Raw genomic sequence first — 20,201 nt, 5'->3', positions numbered from 1 at the left:
CGATGCGGGACATAGCTGCGGACAGCGCGCGCGATGCCCAGGAACGGCTGGCAGCCATCAAGGCGCTGGCCAATGACATGCTGGGCCGTCCGCCCGTCAGCCATGCTGAGGTTGTCAGGGAAACCTTGACCGAGCAGAGCGCACGCGTTCGCACGGTCCTAGACGGCATAGCCTGCCTGGACCTGCGGGGAGATCCTGAGCGCGCCGACGGCAAGCTGGTTTCGGCATTGCAAGCACTTCGCGCTACAGGCGCCAAGGAGCTGCCGGTTGACTTCGACATTTCGCTGGTCGAGCCGAAATGGCGCCCACTGCTCGAGGTGCCAGATCGAAAGGCCGCCCTCAGGGCCTTCGAAGGTTGTGCGTTGATGCGCATCAGCAAAGGGCTGCGAGGCGGAAGTTTGTATGTGAACCACAGCGCAACCTATCAGAGCAAGGCGAGTTTGCTCATACCGCAGGACGAATGGGAACGCGACAAGGCTGCTCTCTGCGAAGCCTATGGCCTGGAACTGGATCCAAGAAAGGCGCTTGGCCTCCAGTACGAGCTGCTGCGTACCGGCCTTGCCGATGTGGAGGTCGGGCTTGAGAAAGGCCTGCTTGAGATCGATTAAGCTGGGTGCGTTCGAATACCGGCGATCCGGGCTGCCGAGGAGGATCCGGAGCTTCGGCACACCAACCAGCGTCTGAGCGACATGATTGGCGCAACGCAGCTGCCGGATGTCATTTTGGAGATCGACAGTCGGACACAGATCAGCACCATGTTGCTGGGCCGACAGCCGGAAGACGATGAAGAACTCATCGCGTTGTATGCAGGCTTGCTCGCGCACGGCACAGAGATAGACGCCAAGGCGGCCGCCGCCATGATTCCTGGCGTGCCTGTCAGCCGGGTTACGGCGGCCATGCGCATGCTCGAGGCGCCCGGCCGGCTGCGCGCAGCCAACGACAGCGTAGTGGCGTTCCAGCAGCGGTTTCCGATCGTCAAGCTGTGGAGTGATGGGAAGAAAGCCTCCTCCGACATGATGGCGCTCGATGCCACGCGCCATCTGTCCATTGCCCGCACTGATCCCCGTCGCAAGACCGCGGCGGCAGGCATATACACCCACGTCCTGGGCAGCTACCCGGTCATCTTTGACCAGCCCATAGTGCTGATGACGCGCCAGGACGCGCCGGCGGTGCATGGAATCGAAGCCTACAACTCGAACAGCGAGGACCGCATCAAGGTCGACCTCTTGGCGGTGGACACCCATGGCTACACCTATTCCGGCATGAGCGTGGCCAAGCTGCTGAAGTTCGACTTGTGTCCCCAGTTGGCGGGGCTGCCCGACTGCAAGATCTGGACGCCCCGCTCGCTCAAGGTGTCGGAGGCCCTCGAAAAAGTCGCCATACCGGCCATTACCGAGAAAGCCATTCGGGAAGGCTGGGACCAGACCATGCGCCTCATTGCCTCGATCAAGTCCGGCCGCGTGAGTGTGGCGTGGGCGCTGGCTCGCCACGGGAGCGCAGCTGCTGGGGATGACGTTCGCCGCTGCCTGGACCAGTACGGCCGACTGCTGCGATCGGTGTTCCTTTGCGACTACTTCACCAACGACGTCTTCCGCCGGGAAATCCACACCTTGCTCAACCGCGGTGAGTCGGTGCACCTTCTTCAGCGGGCCATCTACTACGGTCGAATCACCGCCGAACGAGGCCGCCGGCGTGATGAGCTCAAGTCGATTTCGGGATCGCACGCGCTTTTGAAGAACGTCGTGATCGGCTGGAACACGATGAAACTGCAGGAAACCGTGGATCGCCTGAAGTCCAGCGGGCAGCGCATTGACGACAGCATCCTGCGCCGGATCGGCCCGGTGCACTTCGGGCACATCAACTTTCGGGGCACCATGAGCTTCAGCGTGGCCCGGTATGCCGTAAGCGCCGTCTCAGCCCCCCTCTTGACGCGGGATCGACGGAAGAACTACAGCAGGTCGCTCTCACCGTCGCGACGCACGAGCATGGCCAGGCAGTTGCTGCCATCGGCGGCCGTGGCGACGCACTCGTGCGGTGGCAGCGCACCGATCGTGATGTCGCCGCCGTCCTCGATCAGGGCCTTGATGTAGTTCGTCCGAGACATCGTCGCTCAGACCTTGATCGCGGCGAGCCGGTCGTTGATCTCGATGCTGTCGAAGGCCAACGGGTCCCAGGTATCGGCACCGATCCATTCGACCAGGTTGTCGTGCTCGGGATCGTCAGGGTTCGCCATGGCCCGCACGAACTCCGCATAGCCCGGTGCGCCTCCGCAATCCTCCGGCGGCGTTGCACAGGCACCGCCGGCACAGAACGGGAGCACGAACTGCGGCATCGGTGCGATCTTCTTCTCGACCTTGATGCGGTGGTCCCAGTAGTCCCCGAAGTCGTAGACGTAGCTCAGCGTCGACCGGTTCAGGGCAGTGGTCAGTCGCGTGCTTTCGCTGGTGATCGAGCCAGGCTCGTCGTGCATCGGGTCTGGCGTGCCATAGCGCTCGCCGTCGCCAGCGATGAACTCGTGCAGATGCGAGTGGCCCCAGCCGAAGGCAGCCTGGACCACAAGATGCAGCTTGGCCAGGGTGATCGTCTCTGGCACCAGGACGCGGCGCCAGACCTTGGGCTTGGTGCCGCGCAATTCAATGTGCAGTTGCAGGATCGCCGCTGGTGCCTTGATCCGTTGGACCTTGCTCGCCATGCTCAAGCTGCTTGTCGTTGGTCTTCGGCGTGTCGGCCGATGTTCCACGGCAGCAACTCGTCGATGCGATTGATCGGATGGTCCGCAATGCGCCCGAGCACATCGCGCAGGTAAGCCTCGGGGTCGAGCCCGTTCAGCTTGGCCGTCTCCACCAGGCTGTAGATGGCCGCGGCGCGCTCGCCCCCAGCGTCCGAGCCCATGAACATGAAGTTCTTGCGGCCCAGGCTCACGCCGCGCAGCGCGCGCTCGGCGGCGTTGTTGTCGATCTCGATGCGACCGTCGTCACGGTAGCGCGTCAACGACCGGAGCCGTGTGAGCGTGTAGCCGATGGCGCGTGCGAGTTCCGACTTGGCACACACCTGCCCGAGCATCCCTCGCAACCAGGCGAACAGTTCCTCGAGCAACGGCCCGGCTCGCGCCTGCCGCTCCCGGCAGCGCTCATCCGGTGGGCGGCCGCGGATGTCGGATTCGATCGCATACAGCGCACCGATGCGCCGAAGGGCCTGTTCTGCAACCGAGCCCTGCGCCCGCCCCTGGCTCTCGTGCAGATCCCAGAATGGTCTGCGCGCATGCGCCCAGCACGAAGCCTCGATGACGTTGCCGTTTGCATAGAGCTTGGCGAAGCCGGCATACGCATCGGCCTGCAACACGCCCTTGAAGTTCTTCAGGTGCGCCTGAGGATGTTCACCCTTGCGGTCGGGCGAGTAACGCAACCACGCCGCGGGCGCGTCTGCACTCGCAGATGACCGATCGTCACGCACGTAGACCCAGAGCCGCCCGGTCTTGGTCTTGCCCCGCCCGGGCGAGAGCACCGCCACTGGCGTGTCGTCGGCGTGGAGCTTGGAGCCCGCCAGCACGTAGCGCCCGAGCGCTGCGACCAGTGGGTGCAAGAGCTTCTCGCTCTGGCCGACCCAGCCAGCCATCGTGGAGCGCTCGATCAGGACGCCCTCGCGTGCGTAGATCCGGCTCTGGCGGTACAGCGGTTGGTGGTCGCAATACTTGGCGACCAGCACGTGGGCCAGCAGCCCGGGGCCGGCCACGCCGCGTGCGATGGGCCGGCTGGGCGCTGGCGCCTGGAAGATCGATTCGCACGCCATGCAGGCGAGCTTGGGGCGCACGTGGCGGATCACCTTGAAGCGCGAGGGCACGTACTCCAGTTGTTCCGAGACGTCCTGGCCGATCTGCCGCAGCCGACCACCACATGCGCTGCAGCCGCAGGCCTGGCCGGCGGCATCGCGCCGCGCATCCGATGTCTCGGGCCGGTACACATGGTTCTCCCGCGGCAGGTGTGTGGGCAGGCTGCGGTCGAAGCCTTCGCTGTTGGCCGCTTGCGCCTTCGGTGTCTTGCCGACCGGTGCGAGTTCATGCAGCGGCAGACCTTCGATCAATGCGATCTGCGGATCGTCCAACTGCTCGCTGGAGGCGCCGAAGCGGGCGCGGACCTGGCGCAGCAACTGCACCTTGAGCTTGTCGACGAGCAGTTTGAGCAGGGCGACTTCCGCGTCACGGGCCTGCACGACACGCAGCAGCGAGTCGACGGTGTGGGGTGCGTTGGCGGTGTTCGGCACGCCATCTACTATGCCATCGGACCTACCCGGAATCGACCGCGACCAGCGCGTTCAGAAGACGAATTCTTGAGCCCAGTTCAAGCTGCGAGCGCAGGCTGATCTGTGCGCATCGGCATGCGCCAGTCGATGCCTTCGAGCAGCATCGAGAGCTGTGCCGGCGTGAGCGAGACCTTGCCGCCTTGCGCCTGCGGCCAGACGAATCGGCCGCGCTCCAGGCGCTTGGCCAGCAGAAGCAATCCCTGGCCATCGAACCACAGCACCTTGAGCATGTCGCCGCGCCGGCCGCGGAAGACGAAGACGTGACCGCAGAAGGGGTTGGCCGCCAGCGCCGTCTGCACCATCGCAGACAGGCCGTTGAAGCCCTTCCTCATGTCGGTGTGGCCGGCAACGATCCAGACGCGGGTGCTCGTGGGAAGGCCGATCACGCCAGCGCCTTGAGCGTCTGCAGGACATGGCGCACGCTGGCTTCGTCGACTGCACCGCGCAATCGCACCCTCGCCCCGCCGACATCGATCTCGATGGTCCCGCCAGGCTGACGAGGCGCCGCCGCCGTGGGTGAAGGGCATGGCGCAACCGGAGCAGCTTCGATGGTGACGGGCAGCAACATCGGCGAGGGCTGCGGCGGCGCTGGCGTCTGGGGCTGCTCTTGCGTGCTCAGGTGCATCCGGCGCCATGCGAACAGCAGGTTCGAGTTGATGCCGGCCTGCAGCGCGACGGCGGCCACTGACGCGCCGGGCACCAGGCTTCGTGCGACCAGCTCGCGCTTGAACATCGGGCTGTGCTCGCGCCGACGGCGCTTGCTCGGGGTGTCTTGATCGTTCATTGATGTGCATTAGCGGTTCTTCATGCACACCATCGCAGCGTACATGGACCACCGATCCTGCACATCAGCCCTCAGCAAAAACAGAGGGTACTGAGAAGACGCTTACGCTGCAAGCCGAGCAGCGCGCGGCACGCGAACGAGGCGATGAAACGGCCTTGCTGCAACTGACGCGCAACCGGTCCATCGTGCTGCTGGGGTTCTGGCGCGCGTTTCGATCCGATGAGATCGTCAACATGCGAGTGGAGAACGTGACGGCCGTTGCCGGAACAGGCCTGACATGCAGGCTGGACAGGAGCAAGACGGATCGCGCGATGGAGGGCCGCACGTTCCATTGCCCAGCTCTGTCCCGGCTGTGTCCGGTGGACGACTACCTGGAATGGATCGCCATCAGCGGCCGCCAGGCAGGCGCGGTGTACACCGGCATCGACCAGTGGGGCCACATGTCCAGTCGCCCCATGCACCCCACCAGCCTGATCCCCTTGCTGCGCAAGATGTTCCATGACGCCGGCGTCGAGTCTGCCGAGGGCTACTCGAGCCATTCGCTGAGGCGCGGATTTGCCGGATGGGCCCGCGCCAGTGGATGGGACATCAAGGAGATGATGGCGTACGTTGGATGGCGCGACATGGAGTCGGCGTTGAGGTACCTTGATGCCCCGACCGCCGGACTGCAGGAGCGCTTCGAGAGCGGCCTCTGACGTCGCCTGGACCACTCTAAACGCGAGGCATGCATGCAGCCGATTCTTGCGGCTATGCGCAGCTGCGCATAGCCACTACAACCGGCTGTTCGCTGACTCCCTTCGCACGGGCAAACGTGATGCCGCAACCATTTGCAATAGCTCGAGTGTCTTCGGGAGCACCTCTTCGTGGCTGTTTTCAAACAGCTACGCACTTTGCGCTCGTCTGATCTGCTGGGCAATCACGCGCGTATTCCCCGAACGCGACATGAAGACGACTATGACTGATCCCGACCCCGGCGGAGTAGCATAAGCCGGTTGCGCAGCAACACCAGGTACAGCCAGCGCGAGGGCTGCCCGCAAACCATCGCGGCGATTGATGGCGCTAACCTTCGTCATGGCGCCGGGTCTAGCGCGACCCTGAACCCGATACTGATGCCACGGTAGTCCGGCGCGTAGGGTTTCCTGAAAGCGGATCGCCAGCCATCCGCGGTGACATGCCAGCTCCCGCCCCGCACGACGCGATTCGCGCCGCCAGCGGGGCCACGGGGATCGGCAACCGCCTCGCTGGAGCCGTAGTTTGGTGCATACCAGTCCTGCACCCACTCCCAAACATTTCCGTGCACGTCGAACAGGCCCCAGGGGTTGGGCAGCTTGCGGCCCACGGAGTGGCTGGATCCGGTTTGAAAGTCTTCGCCGTACCAGGCATAGCGACCTAACTGCGCAGCATCGTCCCCAAATGAGTACGCAGTGGTAGTCCCGGCACGCGCCGCGTACTCCCATTCCGCTTCGGTTGGCAGCCTGTAGCGGGTGTGGCCCTCGCGTCGGTTGAGTTGGCTGATGAACGATTGCGCGTCATTCCACGAGACTGTTGCAGGGTTCTGTGGCTGGCGTATGCGCGCTTCCATCCCCGGCAGTCCCAGGAATGGGTTCGATCTTGCCTGGTCGTACGGACTGCGGCCCGTCACTGCTTGCCACAGGGCTTGGGTTACCTCGTGAGTTGCAATGTAGAAAGGCTTGCGGATCGTCACCTGGTGGCGCGGCTTTTCGTTATCTCTCGCGTCTCGTTCGCCCTCTGCGGCACCCATCATGAAGCTGCCGGCGGGAATGAGGACAAAAGCCATACCTAGGTCGTTCGTCGTGGTGGCGGGCGGAGCCGCCCATGCCTGGCCCGATGAGAGCAACGCTCCAGCAATCGCAACCATGCATGCGTATGAGCACAGGTTTACGGATGTGTCCATTTTGCTATGGGCCAGCATCAGGCCATCGTTCATGTTGCTTCAGCCGCAGACCAGCCGCCCCCTAGTGCACGCACAAGCTGAACGGTAGCTCGGCGTTGGCGTGTATCCAGATCCAGTGCACTGCGTCGGGCCTGAAGGTAGACGGTCTGTGCACTCGTCACCTCCAGGTAACTCGCAGCCCCTTCCCGAAAGCGGTTGGTAGCCAGCTCCACTGCACGGGCTGCAGCCTGAGTAGCTGACCGTTCATCGTGGGCGGCCTCGCCGAAGCGCGCCAGCAAGGCCAGTTGGTCCTCCACCTGCTGGAATGCTGCGAGCACCACGGAGCGGTAGCGCTGACCAGATTCATCGAGCTGCGCCTGGGCGCGGGCCACGTCAGCTTTGCGCCGACCGCCATCGAATACGGTGGAGACCAGAGCAGGTCCGATGACCCAGAACAGGTTGGGCGCCTCGACGAAGCGACCCAGGTCGCTGGTTTGCATTCCTCCCTGCGCAGACAAGGTCAGCAATGGAAAGAAGGCGGTACGTGCCACCCCGACGTTGGCATTAGCTGCGATCACACGCTGCTGAGCCGCGGCGATGTCAGCCCTGCGCTGTAGTAGCGTGGACGGCATGCCAGGCGGAATCGATGGCAGTGTGTTCTGGATGTCTGCTGGCTCGATGGAAAAGCGGGACGCGCTCTCACCAACCAGTGCAGCGATCGAGTGCTCCAGCAAGGCGCGTCGAGCCAGGGTCTGCCGCAACTGCGAACGGGTGCTCTCAAGCTGTGCCTGGGCCCGCGACAGGTCCAAGCCTGACGCAACGCCTCCGGCTTGCCGATGGCCGATCAGTTGTGCAGCTCGTTCGTAACTGGCAACTGTTTCGCGCAGCAGTACGGCGTCAGCATCCTGCCCACGCAGCGCAATCAAGGTATCCGCCAATTGAGCCTGTAGAGCCAAGCGCGCGGCAGCCAGATCAGCCTGGGCCGCAGTCGCCTCGGCCACTCCGGCCTCGACCCGCTGGCGTACGCGACCCCATAGATCCAATTCGTAAGAAAGCTCAAGGCCCAATGTCGCGCTGCTGTATTCGTCGGGCGAGGTTGGCCCCAAAACCCGCAGAGGCCGCCGTTCCGACTGCCGGTTGCGCTGCGCACCTGCAGTCGCGTTGACCGTCGGCAACTGGGCGGCACGCAGAACGTCGCTGGCCGCTTGTGCTTGTTGGTAGCGCGCCAGAGCACTGGCGATATCCGGACTATTGGCCAGCAGGAGCTGCTGCAACCTCTCCAGATCGGGATCGTTGTACAGCGTCCACCAGGACTGGCTGTCCACACTCGACTGCGGTTCTGAGGGCACCCAGCCTCCCCCAGCCTCCTTGAAGGCCGCAGCAGTCGGCACCACGGGCAATTGGACTAGTGGTGTGAACCGGAAGTTCGTATGCAGAACTCTGCAACGGACTGAAGGATTTGATCGGCCGTCTTGGTCCAGACGAAGGGCTTGGGATTGACGTTGTTGGTAGCCACGTAGGCGCGGATGGCGTTCTCCAGGGCGCGGGTCGAGGGGAATCTCCCGCGCTTGAGCCGACGCGCCGTGAGGATCGAGAACCAGCATTCCACCAGGTTGATCCAAGAGGCCGAGGTGGGCGTAAAGTGCAGGTGCACACGCGTATGCCTGAGCAGCCAGCGCTGGATGATCGGGCTCTTGTGGGTGCTGGCATTGTCGAGCACGAGATGCAGTTCGAACTCCGCGGGCGTGGCACGTTCGACGGTCTGCAGGAAGTGACGGAACTCCACGCTGCGATGACGTCGGTGGACCTCGGCGATGACCGTGCCGGCCTTGACATCGAGGGCGGCAAAGAGGTCTGTCGTGCCGTGTCTCAGGTAGTCATGCGTGTGGCGCTCCGGCTGGCCCGGTTGCATGGGTATGGCCGGAGCGGTATCACTGTGGGCCTGGATGGAGGGCTTCTCGTCCACGCACAGCACCAGAGCGCGCTCGGGTGGATGCAAGTACAACCCCACGATGTCACGCACCTTGTCGACGAAGTACGGGTCGGTGGAGAGCTTGAAGCCTTCGGTGCGATGCGGCGCCAATGCAAAGGCACGCCAGATGCGCGAGATGGTGGTCTGGCTCAGTCCCAGATGAGCGGCGAGCGTACGGGTGGACCAATGGGTGGCATTCTCTGGCACGGTCTCCAGCGTCGTGGTGATCACGGCCTCGACCTGCTCGTCCAGGATCGTGCGCGGAGCGCCTGAGCGGGGTGCATCGTCGAGGCCGGCAATGCCATGCTGGGCAAAGCGCCGACGCCACTTCGACACCGTCATCAGGCTCAAACCCATGGCTTCGGCAATCGCCGTGTTGGTCGCTGCTGAATCGGCACAGGCCAGCACGATGCGTGCTCGCAGCGCCAAGGCCTGGGCGGTCTTGCGACGGCGTGACCAACCGAGCAACACAGCTCGGTCGGCTTCGCTCAACTCGATAGCAACGGCATGCGGTCGGGCCATGATGTGCTCCCGGGCTGCAAAAAACAGCCGCCAGAAACACATCATAGAAGTTCATGCGAATCTCTGGTGCACACCACTAGGTCGATCTGTGCGCAGCCTGCGCCAGCCAGAACCAAGGCGATCATGACCGCCGCGAGTTTGGCGTGAGGTCCTGCCTGGCTCATGGGGTCGCCTTCGAGGACATGCTGGCAATGCGCACCGCGTCACCACTCACGATCCCGTCCGGTGGCGAATCCACCACCCGCTCGCCCGGCTCCAGCCCGCCCGCCAGTTCGATCAGTTGCCCATGGTCGCGCGCGATGGTGACCGCCTTGAGCACTACGCGGCCATCTGCAGCAACGGTCGCCACCTGGACGCCGCTCTTGCCCATGATCAGTGCGCCGGGAGGCACGCCGATCCGACTTCTGCTGGCGCCGGACTCTAGGCGTACGGTGGCGAAGGCCCCGGGCAGCAGCTCGCCGGATGCATTGTCGACTGACAGCTGAACCACCATGCCACCGGCGCCGGACTGGATGGCCCGCGCCAGAGACTGCACTGTCGCCTCGTAGGTCTGGGTCGGTCGCTCTGGGACGACGAGCGCGGCTTTGCCCCCCACGCGAACGGATGCCAGCTGACGCTGAGGTACGTTCACATAGACACGCAAGCGCCGGATGTCCGATACCACAAACAACTCGGAACCAGGCGCACCTCCTGCGCTTATCAGTGCGCCGACGTCGGTATTGCGCGCAGTCACCACGCCATCGAAGGGCGAGGTCAACCGCGTGTACTGCTTCATCGCCTGGACTCGGTCGAAATTGGCCTGCAGTGCGGTCACGATCGATTGCTTGGCGGAGAGGTCGCCGGCCTTCTCGTCAGCCTCCTGGCGGGACACCGAATCGGTGGCCAGCAGTGACTTCCAGCGTTGCGCCGTGCTGGCGGCCAGCGCCGCGTTGCTCTGGGCAGTGGCCAGCTCCGCACGTGCCTGCATCAACTGCTCGTCAAGCTCCGGTGTCTCAATTTCCCCCAGAAGCTGTCCGGCCTTGACCGTCCCACCAATATCGACGGTCCAGCGCCTGAGGTATCCGTTGGCGCGAGCGTGGATAGGGGCACGTGCCCAGGCCTCCAGCCGTGCGGGCAATTCCAGAACGCTTGCTGAAATGGCCACCGGATCGACCAGCTTCACGACTGGGATGGCTTGCGCTTCAGCCGCCACCTGGAGTTGCCGGGCCTGCGTCTGGCGGCTCACGAGTCCAGCAGCCACAACAGCCACCACCAGGCAGAGAGCAGCAGCAGCGCCAATGCGCCGACGGGTGAAGAAGGAGTTATCAGGCATGGGAGCTCACTGCGTTGGATTGGGGGGCTGAGGCGGGAACTGTGCGGCCATCGCGCCGATGGGCCAGGCTGAACAGAACAGGGACGAAGACCAGGGTCGCGATGGTCGCAGTGATCAGTCCCCCAATGACGGCACGGCCGAGCGGCGCGTTCTGCTCGCCGCCTTCCCCCACGCCCAGAGCCATCGGCAGCATGCCAATCACCATGGCCAATGCCGTCATCAGTACCGGACGAAAGCGTACGAACCCGGCCTCTAGCGCGGCGGCTTGGGCATCGCCTAGTTCTGCCAGGCGTTCGCGGGCGAAGCTGATGACGAGCACGCTGTTGGCGGTTGCCACGCCCATGCACATGATGGCGCCGGTAAGCGCGGGGACCGAGAGCGTGGTCTGCGTCACGAACAGCATCCAGACAATGCCGGCCAGCGCCGCAGGCAGCGCCGAGATGATCACAGCCGGATCACGCCAGGACTGGAAGTTGACGACGATCAGCAGGTAAATGAGCACCACAGCCCCAATCAACCCGACGAACAGGCCGGAGAACGCACGTTCCATGGTCTGCACCTGGCCCATCAGGTGCACCGCAGATCCCTTGGGGACATCCGCAGCCGCATCCGCCAGTACCTTCCGAACGTCCGCGGCCACCGCTCCAAGATCGCGGCCCTGGGCGGCCGCATGGATCTGGACCATGGACTGCACGTCATATTGGCTGACAAGCGCACTGCCGGAGCTGCGTTCGAAACTGGCAATTCCACCCAGCGTTGCCGTCCCCGTAGTCGCGCCATTGCCGACCGGCAGGTTTTCCAGCGAAGCCAGCGAATCGAGTTCATGCTGAGGGGTCTGCATCACGATCGGATAGCTGACACCATTGGCAGGATTGAGCCAGAAGGTGGGCGCCACCTGGCTGCTGCCCGCAAGATTCACGACCAAGCTATTGGTCACGTCCCGTGTGCTCAGGCCCAATTGCTGTGCCTGCATGCGGTCAACGTCGATCTTGAACACCGGAGCCTTGTTCGATTGCTGGATGCGGACATCTACCACCCCAGGTATTCCACGCAGGCGTCCAGTGAGTTGCTGCGCATATGCGAAGTTGGCCTCGGTGTCGCGACCTCGTATCTGGATGTCGATGGGAGCAGGCGCACCGAAGTTGAGGATTTGGCTGACGATGTCTGCAGGGGGGAACCAGAAGGCCGTGTCGGGGAAATCCTGGGGCAGCGTTTCACGCAGCTTCTTCACATAGTCAGCCGTCGGCTGGTGGCCCTTGCGCAGGGCGATCTGAAAATCACCATCGTGCGATCCCGAAACGCCCGTGTTGTTGTAGGTGAGGTTGATGTTGCTTGGAGGCAGACCGATGTTGTCCACCAGAGTTTCGATCTCCTCAGCCGGAATGACACGGCGTATTGCCCGTTCAATGGTGGCAAAGCGACTGGCTGTTTCCTCAACACGCGTTCCCACCGGTACACGCGCATGCATCAGGATCTGCCCTGAATCCACGGAAGGAAAGAAGTTGCTTCCGATAAAAGGCAGCAGCGCGAATGAGGCCAGAACCACCAGCATGAAGCCAATCAAGAAGCGTCCGCTGCTCGCGAGCGCGCCCTGCAGCGCTCCGCGATAGCCCATGCGCAAGCGTTCGAAGCCAGCTTCGAAGCGGCGCTGAAATCGCACCAGCGGATTGCGCGAGGTCGTGGAGGCAGGCGCATGGCTATGTGCCTTCAGAAGGTACTTGGCCATCGTTGGCACCAGCGTTCGCGACAGGATGAAGGAGCACACCATCGCCAGCATGACGGAAAGCGCCATGGGGACGAAGAGGAAGCGAGAGATGCCGTCCAGGAAGAACATGGGCACGAGCACGATACAGATGCACAGCAGCGAGACGAATGCGGGCATGACGATCTGGTGCGCGCCGTCGAGGATGGCCGTCTCCACATCTTTGCCCTGCTCCAGGTGCCAGTTGATGTTCTCGATGGTGACGGTGGCATCGTCCACCAGAATGCCGATGGCCAGTGCGAGGCCACCCAGGGTCATGAGGTTCAAGGTCTGACCCAGAACGGCCAGGCTGATCAGCGCACCCAGGATGGACAGGGGGATGGATACTGCAATGATCAGCGTGGGGCGCCAACTTCCCAGGAACAGCAAGATCATAAGGCTGGTGAGTACTGCTGCGATCACGCCTTCCAGCGCCACGCCTTTCACTGCCGCGCGCACGAAGAGGGACTGATCATTGATCGGGAGTACTTTCAGCTCGGCAGGCAGCGACGCTCTCATCTCGTCGAGCTTGGCACGCACACCGTCGACGATGGCCAGTGTCGAGGCCGAACCGTTTTTGAGCACTGACATCAGCACGGAGCGACCGCCGTCAACGTGCACGATGTTGGTCTGGGGTGCACTGCCGTCACGCACCTGGGCCACGTCGCGCATCAGGATGGTGCTGCCGTTGACAATTTTCACGGGGATGCGCCCCAGTTCTTCGATGGCCGAGGGAGCGCTGTTGAGCTGAAGCGTGTATTCGAGGCTCCCGATTTTCTGTGTGCCAACGGGCACCAGCACATTGTGCGCAGCCAGTGCGAGAGCCACGTCTTGCGCGGACAGCCCTCGCGCTTGCAGAGCGGCAGGATCGAGGTCCAACTGCACTTGGCGTTGCTTGCCGCCGTATGGCAAAGGGATGGCCGCGCCAGGAACAGTGACGAGCGGTGTACGCACCGTGTTCATGCCCAAGTCGAACAACTGTTGCTCAGACAACCCTTCACCGGAAAGCGCCACCTGCAGGATGGGAACCGTCGCAGCGTTGTAGTTCAGGATCACGGGGGGTTGTGTCCCAGGCGGCATTTGGCGCAAGGCCACCTGCGACGCGGCGGTGACCTGCGCATTCGCAGTCGCCACATTCACGCCGGGCTGAAAGAAGATCTTGACGATGCCAACCCCTGCGTAGGTGCTGGCTTCCATGTGCTCGATATCGTTGACCGCTGTCGTCAGGATGCGCTGAAACGGCGACGAGATGCGGCCTGCCATCTGGTCCGGCGGCAGCCCCGTGTACTGCCATGCCACAGCGATCACCGGGATGCGGATCTCTGGAAAAATGTCGGTGGGCGTGCGCATCGCGACCAGCGGGCCCACGATCATCAGCAGCAACGCCATCACGACGAAGGTGTAAGGACGTCGCAGGGCAACGCGGACGGCACCGATCAGCATGAAGTGGCCTCAGGAGCGTGGGTCATATGTGATTTGCCTGCGGGCATCAAGGCTTTGGAATGTCCATGACTTCGCGGGCAACTCCTATCGCCGTCACTGCACTGGGCCAGCCGGCATAAAACGCCAGATGGGTAGTAGCTTCGATCAGCTCCGCATCGGAGACGCCGTTCTGCCGCGCCCGCGCCATGTGCCCGCGCAACTGGTCGGGCCGGTTCATCGCTATCAGGGCACTTACGGTGATCAGGCTGCGGTCCCGTTGGGACAGGCCCGGGCGAGCCCACACGTCGCCGAACAGCACTTCGTCGGTCAACTGAGCAAACTTGGGTGCAATGTCTCCGAACAGTTTCTGGCCCTGCGCAGGTGGCAATACAGCAGCCACGGGCACGGGTGGAACCAGGTACTGTGCATCCGCAACCTGTTCCATCCAATCGGCCGATTTCCCGTTCAGCACTTCGGTGATCGCTGTGTGAGTCATCGCGCTGTCGGGGGCTGCGCCATGCCAGTGCTTTACGTTGGCGGGAATGTGAACCACGTCGCCGACCCGGATCTCTTCCACTGAGCCACCCCAGCGCTGCACGCGCCCCACCCCAGAGGTGACGACAAGAGTCTGTCCCAATGGATGTGAGTGCCAGGCCGTGCGTGCTCCTGGGGAAAAGCTAACGCTGCCTGCCGAGGTTCGCTCTTCGCCTACGGGCGTGTAAAGCATCTCGACCTTCACTGTGCCCGTGAAGTTCTCGGCGGGAGCCGCATTCACTGGACGCGATCCAACGCGCCGAATCTGCAAGTCGTTTTCAGCTGCGGCAATGGGCTCCAGGAGGGAGAGGGCTACGGCAGCGGCGGCGATGAATTTCATAGAAGATCCTTCAGGTTGGGAATAGGTGGGGAAGAGGTCGTTGGCAGTACGCCGCTTTCGCGTACGCGCTATCGGCTGCTGGCGTGAACTAGGTCGTCAAGAACATGTGGTGGTTCCTGCGCCATTGGCATGTTCGGAGCATCTCGCACCCCATCCATAGAGCCGGGCAAATCAGCTTTGAGAGAACGGAACATCGCCTCAAAGTCGACCGTTGCAGACCCTCGCTCAGCTACCAGCTCGAAGGTCTTGTGCAATGCGCTCTCTGATGTCAAGCAATACACCAGGACTTGCGCGATCTGGTAGCGCGAAACAACACCGTCACTGGAGTTGCCCGCTTGGCGGGTGTCGCCCTGTAGCGGGGTGAGCCGCAACTGATCGGCGGCGTTGTAGTCAAACCAGCCTGGCCGCACCACGGTATATGGCAGGCCGCTCGCGCGCACGAGCCGCTCGCTGCGGCGTTTCCAGTCATGGGCTTCGGTCGCCTGGTTGTAGCTTCCCTGCCTATTGGTAACCCCGATGGCTGTCATCAGCGCAACGCGAGCCTGCCGGCGACCCAGCGCTGCCATCACGTTGCGCACCCCTCCGTAGTCGACTTGCCTTGAGCCTGCCTTGCTTCCGCTGGTGGAGCCATGGGTAAAGACAATCGCATCTGTGCCCGCAACAGCGGCTTCGAGAGTTTCAGGCTTCGTGACATCACCGACGACTCGCTCTGCCTCTGCGGGCAGATCGGCGGCTCGCCCTAGGTCGCGAACCAGTGCCCGCACAGCATGCCCCTGCTCCAGAGCCTGTGCGACCACCAGTCGGCCGATGCTGCCGTTGGCACCGATGACCAGAATGTGGAGCGGGGTTCGCCTCATTCGCTTACCTTCGCCTTGAGCGAGGCCATGTCGATGACGAAGCGGTACTTCACGTCGCTTGAGAGCATGCGCTCGTATGCCTCGTTGATGTCTTGGATGGCGATGGTTTCGATGTCAGAAACGATGCCATGCTGGCCGCAGAAGTCCAGCATTTCCTGGGTTTCGGCTATGCCCCCGATCAGCGAACCTGCGACCGCCTTGCGGCTGAGCACCAGTGGGGCCGAGTTCAACGCAGGCTCCAGGGGGCCGAGGTAGCCCACCAGGGTCAGCGTACCACCCGTGGCCAGCGTCGGAACATATGGGTTCACGTCATGCACGTAAGGGACGGTGTCGATGATGAGATCGAAACGTCCCGCTACGGCGGCCATCTGAGCAGCGTCAGTTGACAGCACAACTTGGTTGGCACCGAGACGGCGGGCATCGGACTCCTTGCCGGCAGAACGCGTGAATAAGGTCACCTCTGCGCCCATTGCTTGGGCCAGCTTCAGAGCCATGTGGCCTAGTCCCCCAAGTCCGACTACAGCAACCTTGCTGCCAGAGCCTACGTTCCAATGGCGCAGTGGTGAATAGGTGGTGATGCCTGCACAGAGCAGAGGCGCGGCAGCAGCCAAATCCAGACTGTCTGGCACCTTGAGTACGAAGGCATCGGAGACGACGATCTGTTCGGAGTAGCCGCCCTGTGTAGGCTTGCCATCGTGCCGGTCCACGCTGTTGTAAGTGTCGACTCGACCGTTCTCGCAATACTGCTCCCAGCCTTTGCCGCATGCAGTGCAGTGCCGGCAAGAATCGACCAGACAGCCTACGCCCACGCGGTCACCGACCTTGAATCGGGTGACCTCCGAGCCAAGGGCTACCACGCGGCCGACAATCTCATGGCCGGGCACCATTGGATAGGTTGCACCACCCCAGTCGTTTCGGACGTTGTGCACGTCGGAGTGGCATACACCACAGTACAAGATCTCGATGGTGACGTCGTCAGAGCGGGGACTGCGGCGATCAAAGTTGAACAGTCCAAGGCGGCCGTTAGGGGAATGCGCTGCGAAGGCGCGTACTGAAGTGTTCATGGTCTGGGCTCTGTGAGATTTGCCGCACTTGCGGTAGCAATTTGCGACCACCGCCTGGCCACAAGTGCAATGCAGGCCGGCGCGGGACAAGCGAACTTTAGGTCTCTGCCTATCAATCAGCTAGTGGCCTAACCCTTGCACGAGTAGCAACCAACAATTGATAATCAGTGAAGAAAGGACCGCTATCCCATGCCCATAAACGAGCTACGCGCGATTGAAATGTTTGCCAAGGCCGTGGAATTCGGCAGCCTGAGGCGTGCAGCGAAGGCACAGGGCGTGAGCCCTCAGGCCGCGAGTCAGCAGCTGGCTCAGCTGGAGCAGCATCTGGGCGTGAGGCTCTTGCACCGAACGACACGCGACATCGCTCTTACTGACGAGGGTCGCCAGTTCCTGGAGGCGACGCAGCCCGCGCTGGCCGCACTTGAGAGAGCGACCCAGCGCGTTCGCGCCTCGAAGGATGAAGTTGCGGGTCCGCTGCGCATCATTGCCCCCAAGTCGTCGTTCTTGCCAATCCTCTGGCCAGTCATCGACAATTTCTGCCAGCAGCACCCTGACGTGCAGCCTGATGTTCATCTGGACGATCGCATCGGCAACTGGGTCCAGGACCGGGCTGACGTGGGCTTCAGGATCGGGTCGCCGCCGGAGGATGGGCTCATCGCACGGCGACTCTTCACCGTGCAGCTCATCGTTTGCGCAGCGCCGTCGTACATCGCGGCACACGGTGCTCCCGATTCGCTCGATGAACTGGCGTCGCACCGGTGCAGCATGTTCCGCCACCCAGTAACCGGGCGTGTCTACCCTTGGTTTTTCAAGGTCGACAAGGAGGTCGTGAGCTTGGATCTTCCACCCGCGATCTCTACCAACGATACCGAATTGGAAGCCGAAGCCGTGCTATCCGGGCGCGTGATCGGATCGCTGTCAAACCTATCCGCTGCAGCGCATATCCGCGCCGGTCGACTGGTTCCATTGCTGACCGCTCACGCCACGGACCACATGGGCGTGCATATCTACTACGGCAGCCGCACGTCGCAGCCAGTCCGTGTGCGTTCGTTCATCGACTTGGCCATCGAGCAACTGACTGACACCGCGGTGTACGAGTTGAGCTCCAAAGAGTTGGCTGCCGCCGAGGCAAAGGGTCGACGCAAGGTGATGCGAGCCAAGTGACGCACCCAAAAATGGGAAATCATCCGTAGTCAGAGTCGCTCGTAAGGTCGGGAACCCGGCCCTGAAGGGCCTGTATGCGCGCTGTCGTCATCAAGCTGCAGTTGATGATCCATCAACTGTTGCACGACTAGCCCCGGCTCTCCAAGCGACCTACATTGGACACATCGCCCGGTCCACGCTGGAGCGCCTTGCGCGCTCTCACGTGCTCTGGTTATTGCGCAGGGCATGAGTCTGCCCTTGTCTATATTTTTTTCTGGAGAATTGCAATGAAGGATGTTGTCGTCGTCATCGGTCCGGGATCCATTGGCCAAGCGATTGCGCGCCGTGTTGGCGTAGGTAAGCATGTGCTGGTTGCAGACCTGCGCGAAGAGCATGCCGCAGCTGCAGCTCAGACCCTCACGGATGCAGGGTACCGGGTAAGCGCTACCGTGGTGGACGTAGCCTCTCGCGAGTCAGTGCATGAGTTGGTGGAAATGGCCACAGGATTGGGGGCCGTGACTGGACTGGTTCACGCGGCGGGCGTTTCGCCTTCACAGGCGTCCCCAGCCACCATCTTGAAAGTCGACCTCTACGGCACTGCCGTTGTACTTGAAGAGTTCGGCAGTGTGATCGCCCCAGGTGGCGCAGGCGTGGTGATCGCATCGCAGTCGGGTCATCGTCTGCCCGGACTTTCCGTGGAGGAGAACAAGGCTCTCGCCATGACGCCAACTGAAGAACTGCTTTCTCTGCCCATGCTTCAACCGGACCGCGTGACAGACCCGTTGTTCGCGTATCAAATCTCAAAACGAGCTAACGCGCTCCGGGTAATGGCTCAATCGGTCCTGTGGGGCAAGCATGGCGCGCGAGTCAACACGATCAGCCCTGGCATTGTCATTACACCTCTCGCCAACGATGAGTTGTCCGGACCTCGCGGCGCGGGGTACAAGCGAATGATTGATCTTTGCCCCGTGGGACGCGCTGGAACGCCCGATGAAGTGGCAAATGTCGCGGCATTGCTGATGGGCCCAGATGGCAGCTTCATTACCGGCAGCGACTTCCTCATGGACGGTGGCGTGACGGCGTCACACTGGTATGGAGAGCTGGCGCCTGCTTGACTGGCGTGGGGGCGGCTTTGTAGCGCGAGCAGGCTGGCCAAGTCAGAGCTGCTGCTCAGAGCCGCCGGTGGCGTCAGCGGTAGGTTGTTCAGCGAACCTGGGCTGGCGCCTTTCAGGCCACCCCAAGATCGGTGTTCTGCAGAGGGCGTTTGCGAACCCATTTGCCGGTAAGTCTATGCGGCACGTCAAAGCTGGGCAATTGCGCTTGGCGTTGATCCAGCATCGACCGTAGCTTGATAACAAAGCCATGCAGGTTGGTAGGTAAGCGTCTTCTCAGTACCCTCTGTTTTTGCTGAGGGCTGATGTGCAGGATCGGTGGTCCATGTACGCTGCGATGGTGTGCATGAAGAACCGCTAATGCACATCAATGAACGATCAAGACACCCCGAGCAAGCGCCGTCGGCGCGAGCACAGCCCGATGTTCAAGCGCGAGCTGGTCGCACGAAGCCTGGTGCCCGGCGCGTCAGTGGCCGCCGTCGCGCTGCAGGCCGGCATCAACTCGAACCTGCTGTTCGCATGGCGCCGGATGCACCTGAGCACGCAAGAGCAGCCCCAGACGCCAGCGCCGCCGCAGCCCTCGCCGATGTTGCTGCCCGTCACCATCGAAGCTGCTCCGGTTGCGCCATGCCCTTCACCCACGGCGGCGGCGCCTCGTCAGCCTGGCGGGACCATCGAGATCGATGTCGGCGGGGCGAGGGTGCGATTGCGCGGTGCAGTCGACGAAGCCAGCGTGCGCCATGTCCTGCAGACGCTCAAGGCGCTGGCGTGATCGGCCTTCCCACGAGCACCCGCGTCTGGATCGTTGCCGGCCACACCGACATGAGGAAGGGCTTCAACGGCCTGTCTGCGATGGTGCAGACGGCGCTGGCGGCCAACCCCTTCTGCGGTCACGTCTTCGTCTTCCGCGGCCGGCGCGGCGACATGCTCAAGGTGCTGTGGTTCGATGGCCAGGGATTGCTTCTGCTGGCCAAGCGCCTGGAGCGCGGCCGATTCGTCTGGCCGCAGGCGCAAGGCGGCAAGGTCTCGCTCACGCCGGCACAGCTCTCGATGCTGCTCGAAGGCATCGACTGGCGCATGCCGATGCGCACAGATCAGCCTGCGCTCGCAGCTTGAACTGGGCTCAAGAATTCGTCTTCTGAACGCGCTGGTCGCGGTCGATTCCGGGTAGGTCCGATGGCATAGTAGATGGCGTGCCGAACACC

At 62.8% G+C, this 20,201-nt stretch carries 19 protein-coding genes; 7 read left to right on the top strand and 12 right to left on the bottom strand.

What is annotated here, in order from left to right:
• Nucleotides 1-2: 2 nt before the first annotated feature.
• Together M5C96_RS20210 and M5C96_RS20205 are read left to right on the top strand one after the other, a co-directional pair.
• Nucleotides 3-608: a hypothetical protein gene (locus tag M5C96_RS20210; RefSeq protein WP_272564936.1), complete on the top strand. Its 606-nt coding sequence runs from the start codon at nt 3-5 to the stop codon at nt 606-608.
• Nucleotides 609-689: 81 nt separating this feature from the next.
• Nucleotides 690-2,090: a Tn3 family transposase gene (locus M5C96_RS20205; RefSeq protein WP_272564935.1), complete on the top strand. Its 1,401-nt coding sequence runs from the start codon at nt 690-692 to the stop codon at nt 2,088-2,090.
• A gap of 20 nt (nt 2,091-2,110) precedes the next feature.
• On the opposite strand, the gene M5C96_RS20200 is transcribed toward M5C96_RS20205, so the two are convergent.
• The 4 genes from M5C96_RS20200 to tnpA (M5C96_RS20185) all read right to left on the bottom strand — a co-directional run bounded on the left by M5C96_RS20200 (nt 2,111) and on the right by tnpA (M5C96_RS20185) (nt 5,083).
• Nucleotides 2,111-2,692: a plasmid pRiA4b ORF-3 family protein gene (locus M5C96_RS20200; protein ID WP_272563684.1), complete on the bottom strand. Its 582-nt coding sequence runs from the start codon at nt 2,690-2,692 to the stop codon at nt 2,111-2,113.
• A gap of 2 nt (nt 2,693-2,694) precedes the next feature.
• Nucleotides 2,695-4,260, bottom strand: coding sequence for an IS66 family transposase (gene tnpC / locus M5C96_RS20195; RefSeq protein WP_272564826.1), 1,566 nt, complete (start codon nt 4,258-4,260; stop codon nt 2,695-2,697).
• Between the two features lie 77 nt (nt 4,261-4,337).
• Complete coding sequence (tnpB, locus tag M5C96_RS20190) at nt 4,338-4,685, bottom strand: IS66 family insertion sequence element accessory protein TnpB (protein ID WP_272563683.1); 348 nt, start codon at nt 4,683-4,685, stop codon at nt 4,338-4,340.
• Nucleotides 4,682-5,083 carry an IS66-like element accessory protein TnpA gene (gene tnpA, locus M5C96_RS20185; protein WP_272563682.1) on the bottom strand — a complete coding sequence of 134 codons (402 nt, stop codon included), beginning with the start codon at nt 5,081-5,083 and terminating at the stop codon, nt 4,682-4,684. The genes tnpB (M5C96_RS20190) and tnpA (M5C96_RS20185) overlap by 4 nt, the downstream gene beginning before the upstream one ends.
• Nucleotides 5,084-5,238: 155 nt before the next feature.
• Here tnpA (M5C96_RS20185) and M5C96_RS20180 point away from each other — a divergent pair, with 155 nt between their 5' ends.
• Entirely contained in the window at nt 5,239-5,778 is a 540-nt protein-coding gene (locus M5C96_RS20180; RefSeq protein WP_272564934.1) for a tyrosine-type recombinase/integrase, read from the top strand.
• 374 nt (nt 5,779-6,152) lie between these two features.
• On the opposite strand, the gene M5C96_RS20175 is transcribed toward M5C96_RS20180, so the two are convergent.
• From M5C96_RS20175 to M5C96_RS20140, 8 genes are all read right to left on the bottom strand, one after another.
• Nucleotides 6,153-7,031, bottom strand: a complete 879-nt coding sequence (locus M5C96_RS20175) for a formylglycine-generating enzyme family protein (RefSeq protein WP_272564933.1) — start codon at nt 7,029-7,031, stop codon at nt 6,153-6,155.
• Nucleotides 7,028-8,326: an efflux transporter outer membrane subunit gene (locus M5C96_RS20170; RefSeq protein WP_272569789.1), complete on the bottom strand. Its 1,299-nt coding sequence runs from the start codon at nt 8,324-8,326 to the stop codon at nt 7,028-7,030. The genes M5C96_RS20175 and M5C96_RS20170 overlap by 4 nt, the downstream gene beginning before the upstream one ends.
• A gap of 56 nt (nt 8,327-8,382) precedes the next feature.
• Nucleotides 8,383-9,471, bottom strand: a complete 1,089-nt coding sequence (locus tag M5C96_RS20165; protein ID WP_272564207.1) for an IS630 family transposase — start codon at nt 9,469-9,471, stop codon at nt 8,383-8,385.
• Nucleotides 9,472-9,631: 160 nt separating this feature from the next.
• Complete coding sequence (locus M5C96_RS20160; RefSeq protein WP_272564932.1) at nt 9,632-10,783, bottom strand: efflux RND transporter periplasmic adaptor subunit; 1,152 nt, start codon at nt 10,781-10,783, stop codon at nt 9,632-9,634.
• A complete protein-coding gene (locus tag M5C96_RS20155) occupies nt 10,776-13,967 on the bottom strand; it encodes an efflux RND transporter permease subunit (RefSeq protein WP_272564931.1) in 3,192 nt (1,063 codons plus the stop codon). Before M5C96_RS20155 ends, M5C96_RS20160 begins: the two co-directional genes overlap by 8 nt.
• Nucleotides 13,968-14,013: 46 nt before the next feature.
• Nucleotides 14,014-14,820: a (R)-mandelonitrile lyase gene (locus tag M5C96_RS20150; protein WP_272564930.1), complete on the bottom strand. Its 807-nt coding sequence runs from the start codon at nt 14,818-14,820 to the stop codon at nt 14,014-14,016.
• Between the two features lie 68 nt (nt 14,821-14,888).
• Entirely contained in the window at nt 14,889-15,677 is a 789-nt protein-coding gene (locus M5C96_RS20145; RefSeq protein ID WP_272564929.1) for an SDR family oxidoreductase, read from the bottom strand.
• Nucleotides 15,674-16,741: an NAD(P)-dependent alcohol dehydrogenase gene (locus tag M5C96_RS20140; RefSeq protein WP_272564928.1), complete on the bottom strand. Its 1,068-nt coding sequence runs from the start codon at nt 16,739-16,741 to the stop codon at nt 15,674-15,676. Before M5C96_RS20140 ends, M5C96_RS20145 begins: the two co-directional genes overlap by 4 nt.
• Before the next feature lie 189 nt (nt 16,742-16,930).
• Between M5C96_RS20140 and M5C96_RS20135 the strand changes: the two genes are divergently transcribed.
• From M5C96_RS20135 to tnpB (M5C96_RS20120), 4 genes are all read left to right on the top strand, one after another.
• Nucleotides 16,931-17,905 (top strand): LysR family transcriptional regulator, encoded by a 975-nt coding sequence (locus tag M5C96_RS20135; protein ID WP_272564927.1) that lies wholly within the window; start codon nt 16,931-16,933, stop codon nt 17,903-17,905.
• Nucleotides 17,906-18,171: 266 nt separating this feature from the next.
• A complete protein-coding gene (locus M5C96_RS20130; protein ID WP_272564926.1) occupies nt 18,172-18,999 on the top strand; it encodes an SDR family oxidoreductase in 828 nt (275 codons plus the stop codon).
• A gap of 367 nt (nt 19,000-19,366) precedes the next feature.
• Nucleotides 19,367-19,768: an IS66-like element accessory protein TnpA gene (gene tnpA / locus M5C96_RS20125; RefSeq protein WP_272563682.1), complete on the top strand. Its 402-nt coding sequence runs from the start codon at nt 19,367-19,369 to the stop codon at nt 19,766-19,768.
• A complete protein-coding gene (gene tnpB / locus M5C96_RS20120) occupies nt 19,765-20,112 on the top strand; it encodes an IS66 family insertion sequence element accessory protein TnpB (protein WP_272563683.1) in 348 nt (115 codons plus the stop codon). The genes tnpA (M5C96_RS20125) and tnpB (M5C96_RS20120) overlap by 4 nt, the downstream gene beginning before the upstream one ends.
• Nucleotides 20,113-20,201 lie beyond the last annotated feature (89 nt).

Source organism: Acidovorax sp. GBBC 1281 (genome assembly GCF_028473645.1).
Taxonomy (GTDB): domain Bacteria; phylum Pseudomonadota; class Gammaproteobacteria; order Burkholderiales; family Burkholderiaceae_C; genus Paracidovorax.
The sequence above is the reverse complement of the archived record's forward strand: the minus strand, read 5'-3'. Positions and strand labels throughout refer to the sequence as shown.

Coding starts and splice junctions, on each gene's coding strand:
- M5C96_RS20145 (WP_272564929.1), bottom strand. CDS start 15,677: ATGAGGCGAACCCCGCTCCACATTCTGGTCATCGGTGCCAACGGCAGC.
- M5C96_RS20160 (WP_272564932.1), bottom strand. CDS start 10,783: ATGCCTGATAACTCCTTCTTCACCCGTCGGCGCATTGGCGCTGCTGCT.
- tnpA (WP_272563682.1), top strand. CDS start 19,367: ATGAACGATCAAGACACCCCGAGCAAGCGCCGTCGGCGCGAGCACAGC.
- M5C96_RS20200 (WP_272563684.1), bottom strand. CDS start 2,692: ATGGCGAGCAAGGTCCAACGGATCAAGGCACCAGCGGCGATCCTGCAA.
- tnpA (WP_272563682.1), bottom strand. CDS start 5,083: ATGAACGATCAAGACACCCCGAGCAAGCGCCGTCGGCGCGAGCACAGC.
- M5C96_RS20135 (WP_272564927.1), top strand. CDS start 16,931: ATGCCCATAAACGAGCTACGCGCGATTGAAATGTTTGCCAAGGCCGTG.
- M5C96_RS20205 (WP_272564935.1), top strand. CDS start 690: ATGATTGGCGCAACGCAGCTGCCGGATGTCATTTTGGAGATCGACAGT.
- M5C96_RS20140 (WP_272564928.1), bottom strand. CDS start 16,741: ATGAACACTTCAGTACGCGCCTTCGCAGCGCATTCCCCTAACGGCCGC.
- M5C96_RS20175 (WP_272564933.1), bottom strand. CDS start 7,031: ATGAACGATGGCCTGATGCTGGCCCATAGCAAAATGGACACATCCGTA.
- M5C96_RS20155 (WP_272564931.1), bottom strand. CDS start 13,967: ATGCTGATCGGTGCCGTCCGCGTTGCCCTGCGACGTCCTTACACCTTC.
- M5C96_RS20130 (WP_272564926.1), top strand. CDS start 18,172: ATGAAGGATGTTGTCGTCGTCATCGGTCCGGGATCCATTGGCCAAGCG.
- M5C96_RS20210 (WP_272564936.1), top strand. CDS start 3: ATGCGGGACATAGCTGCGGACAGCGCGCGCGATGCCCAGGAACGGCTG.
- M5C96_RS20150 (WP_272564930.1), bottom strand. CDS start 14,820: ATGAAATTCATCGCCGCCGCTGCCGTAGCCCTCTCCCTCCTGGAGCCC.
- M5C96_RS20165 (WP_272564207.1), bottom strand. CDS start 9,471: ATGGCCCGACCGCATGCCGTTGCTATCGAGTTGAGCGAAGCCGACCGA.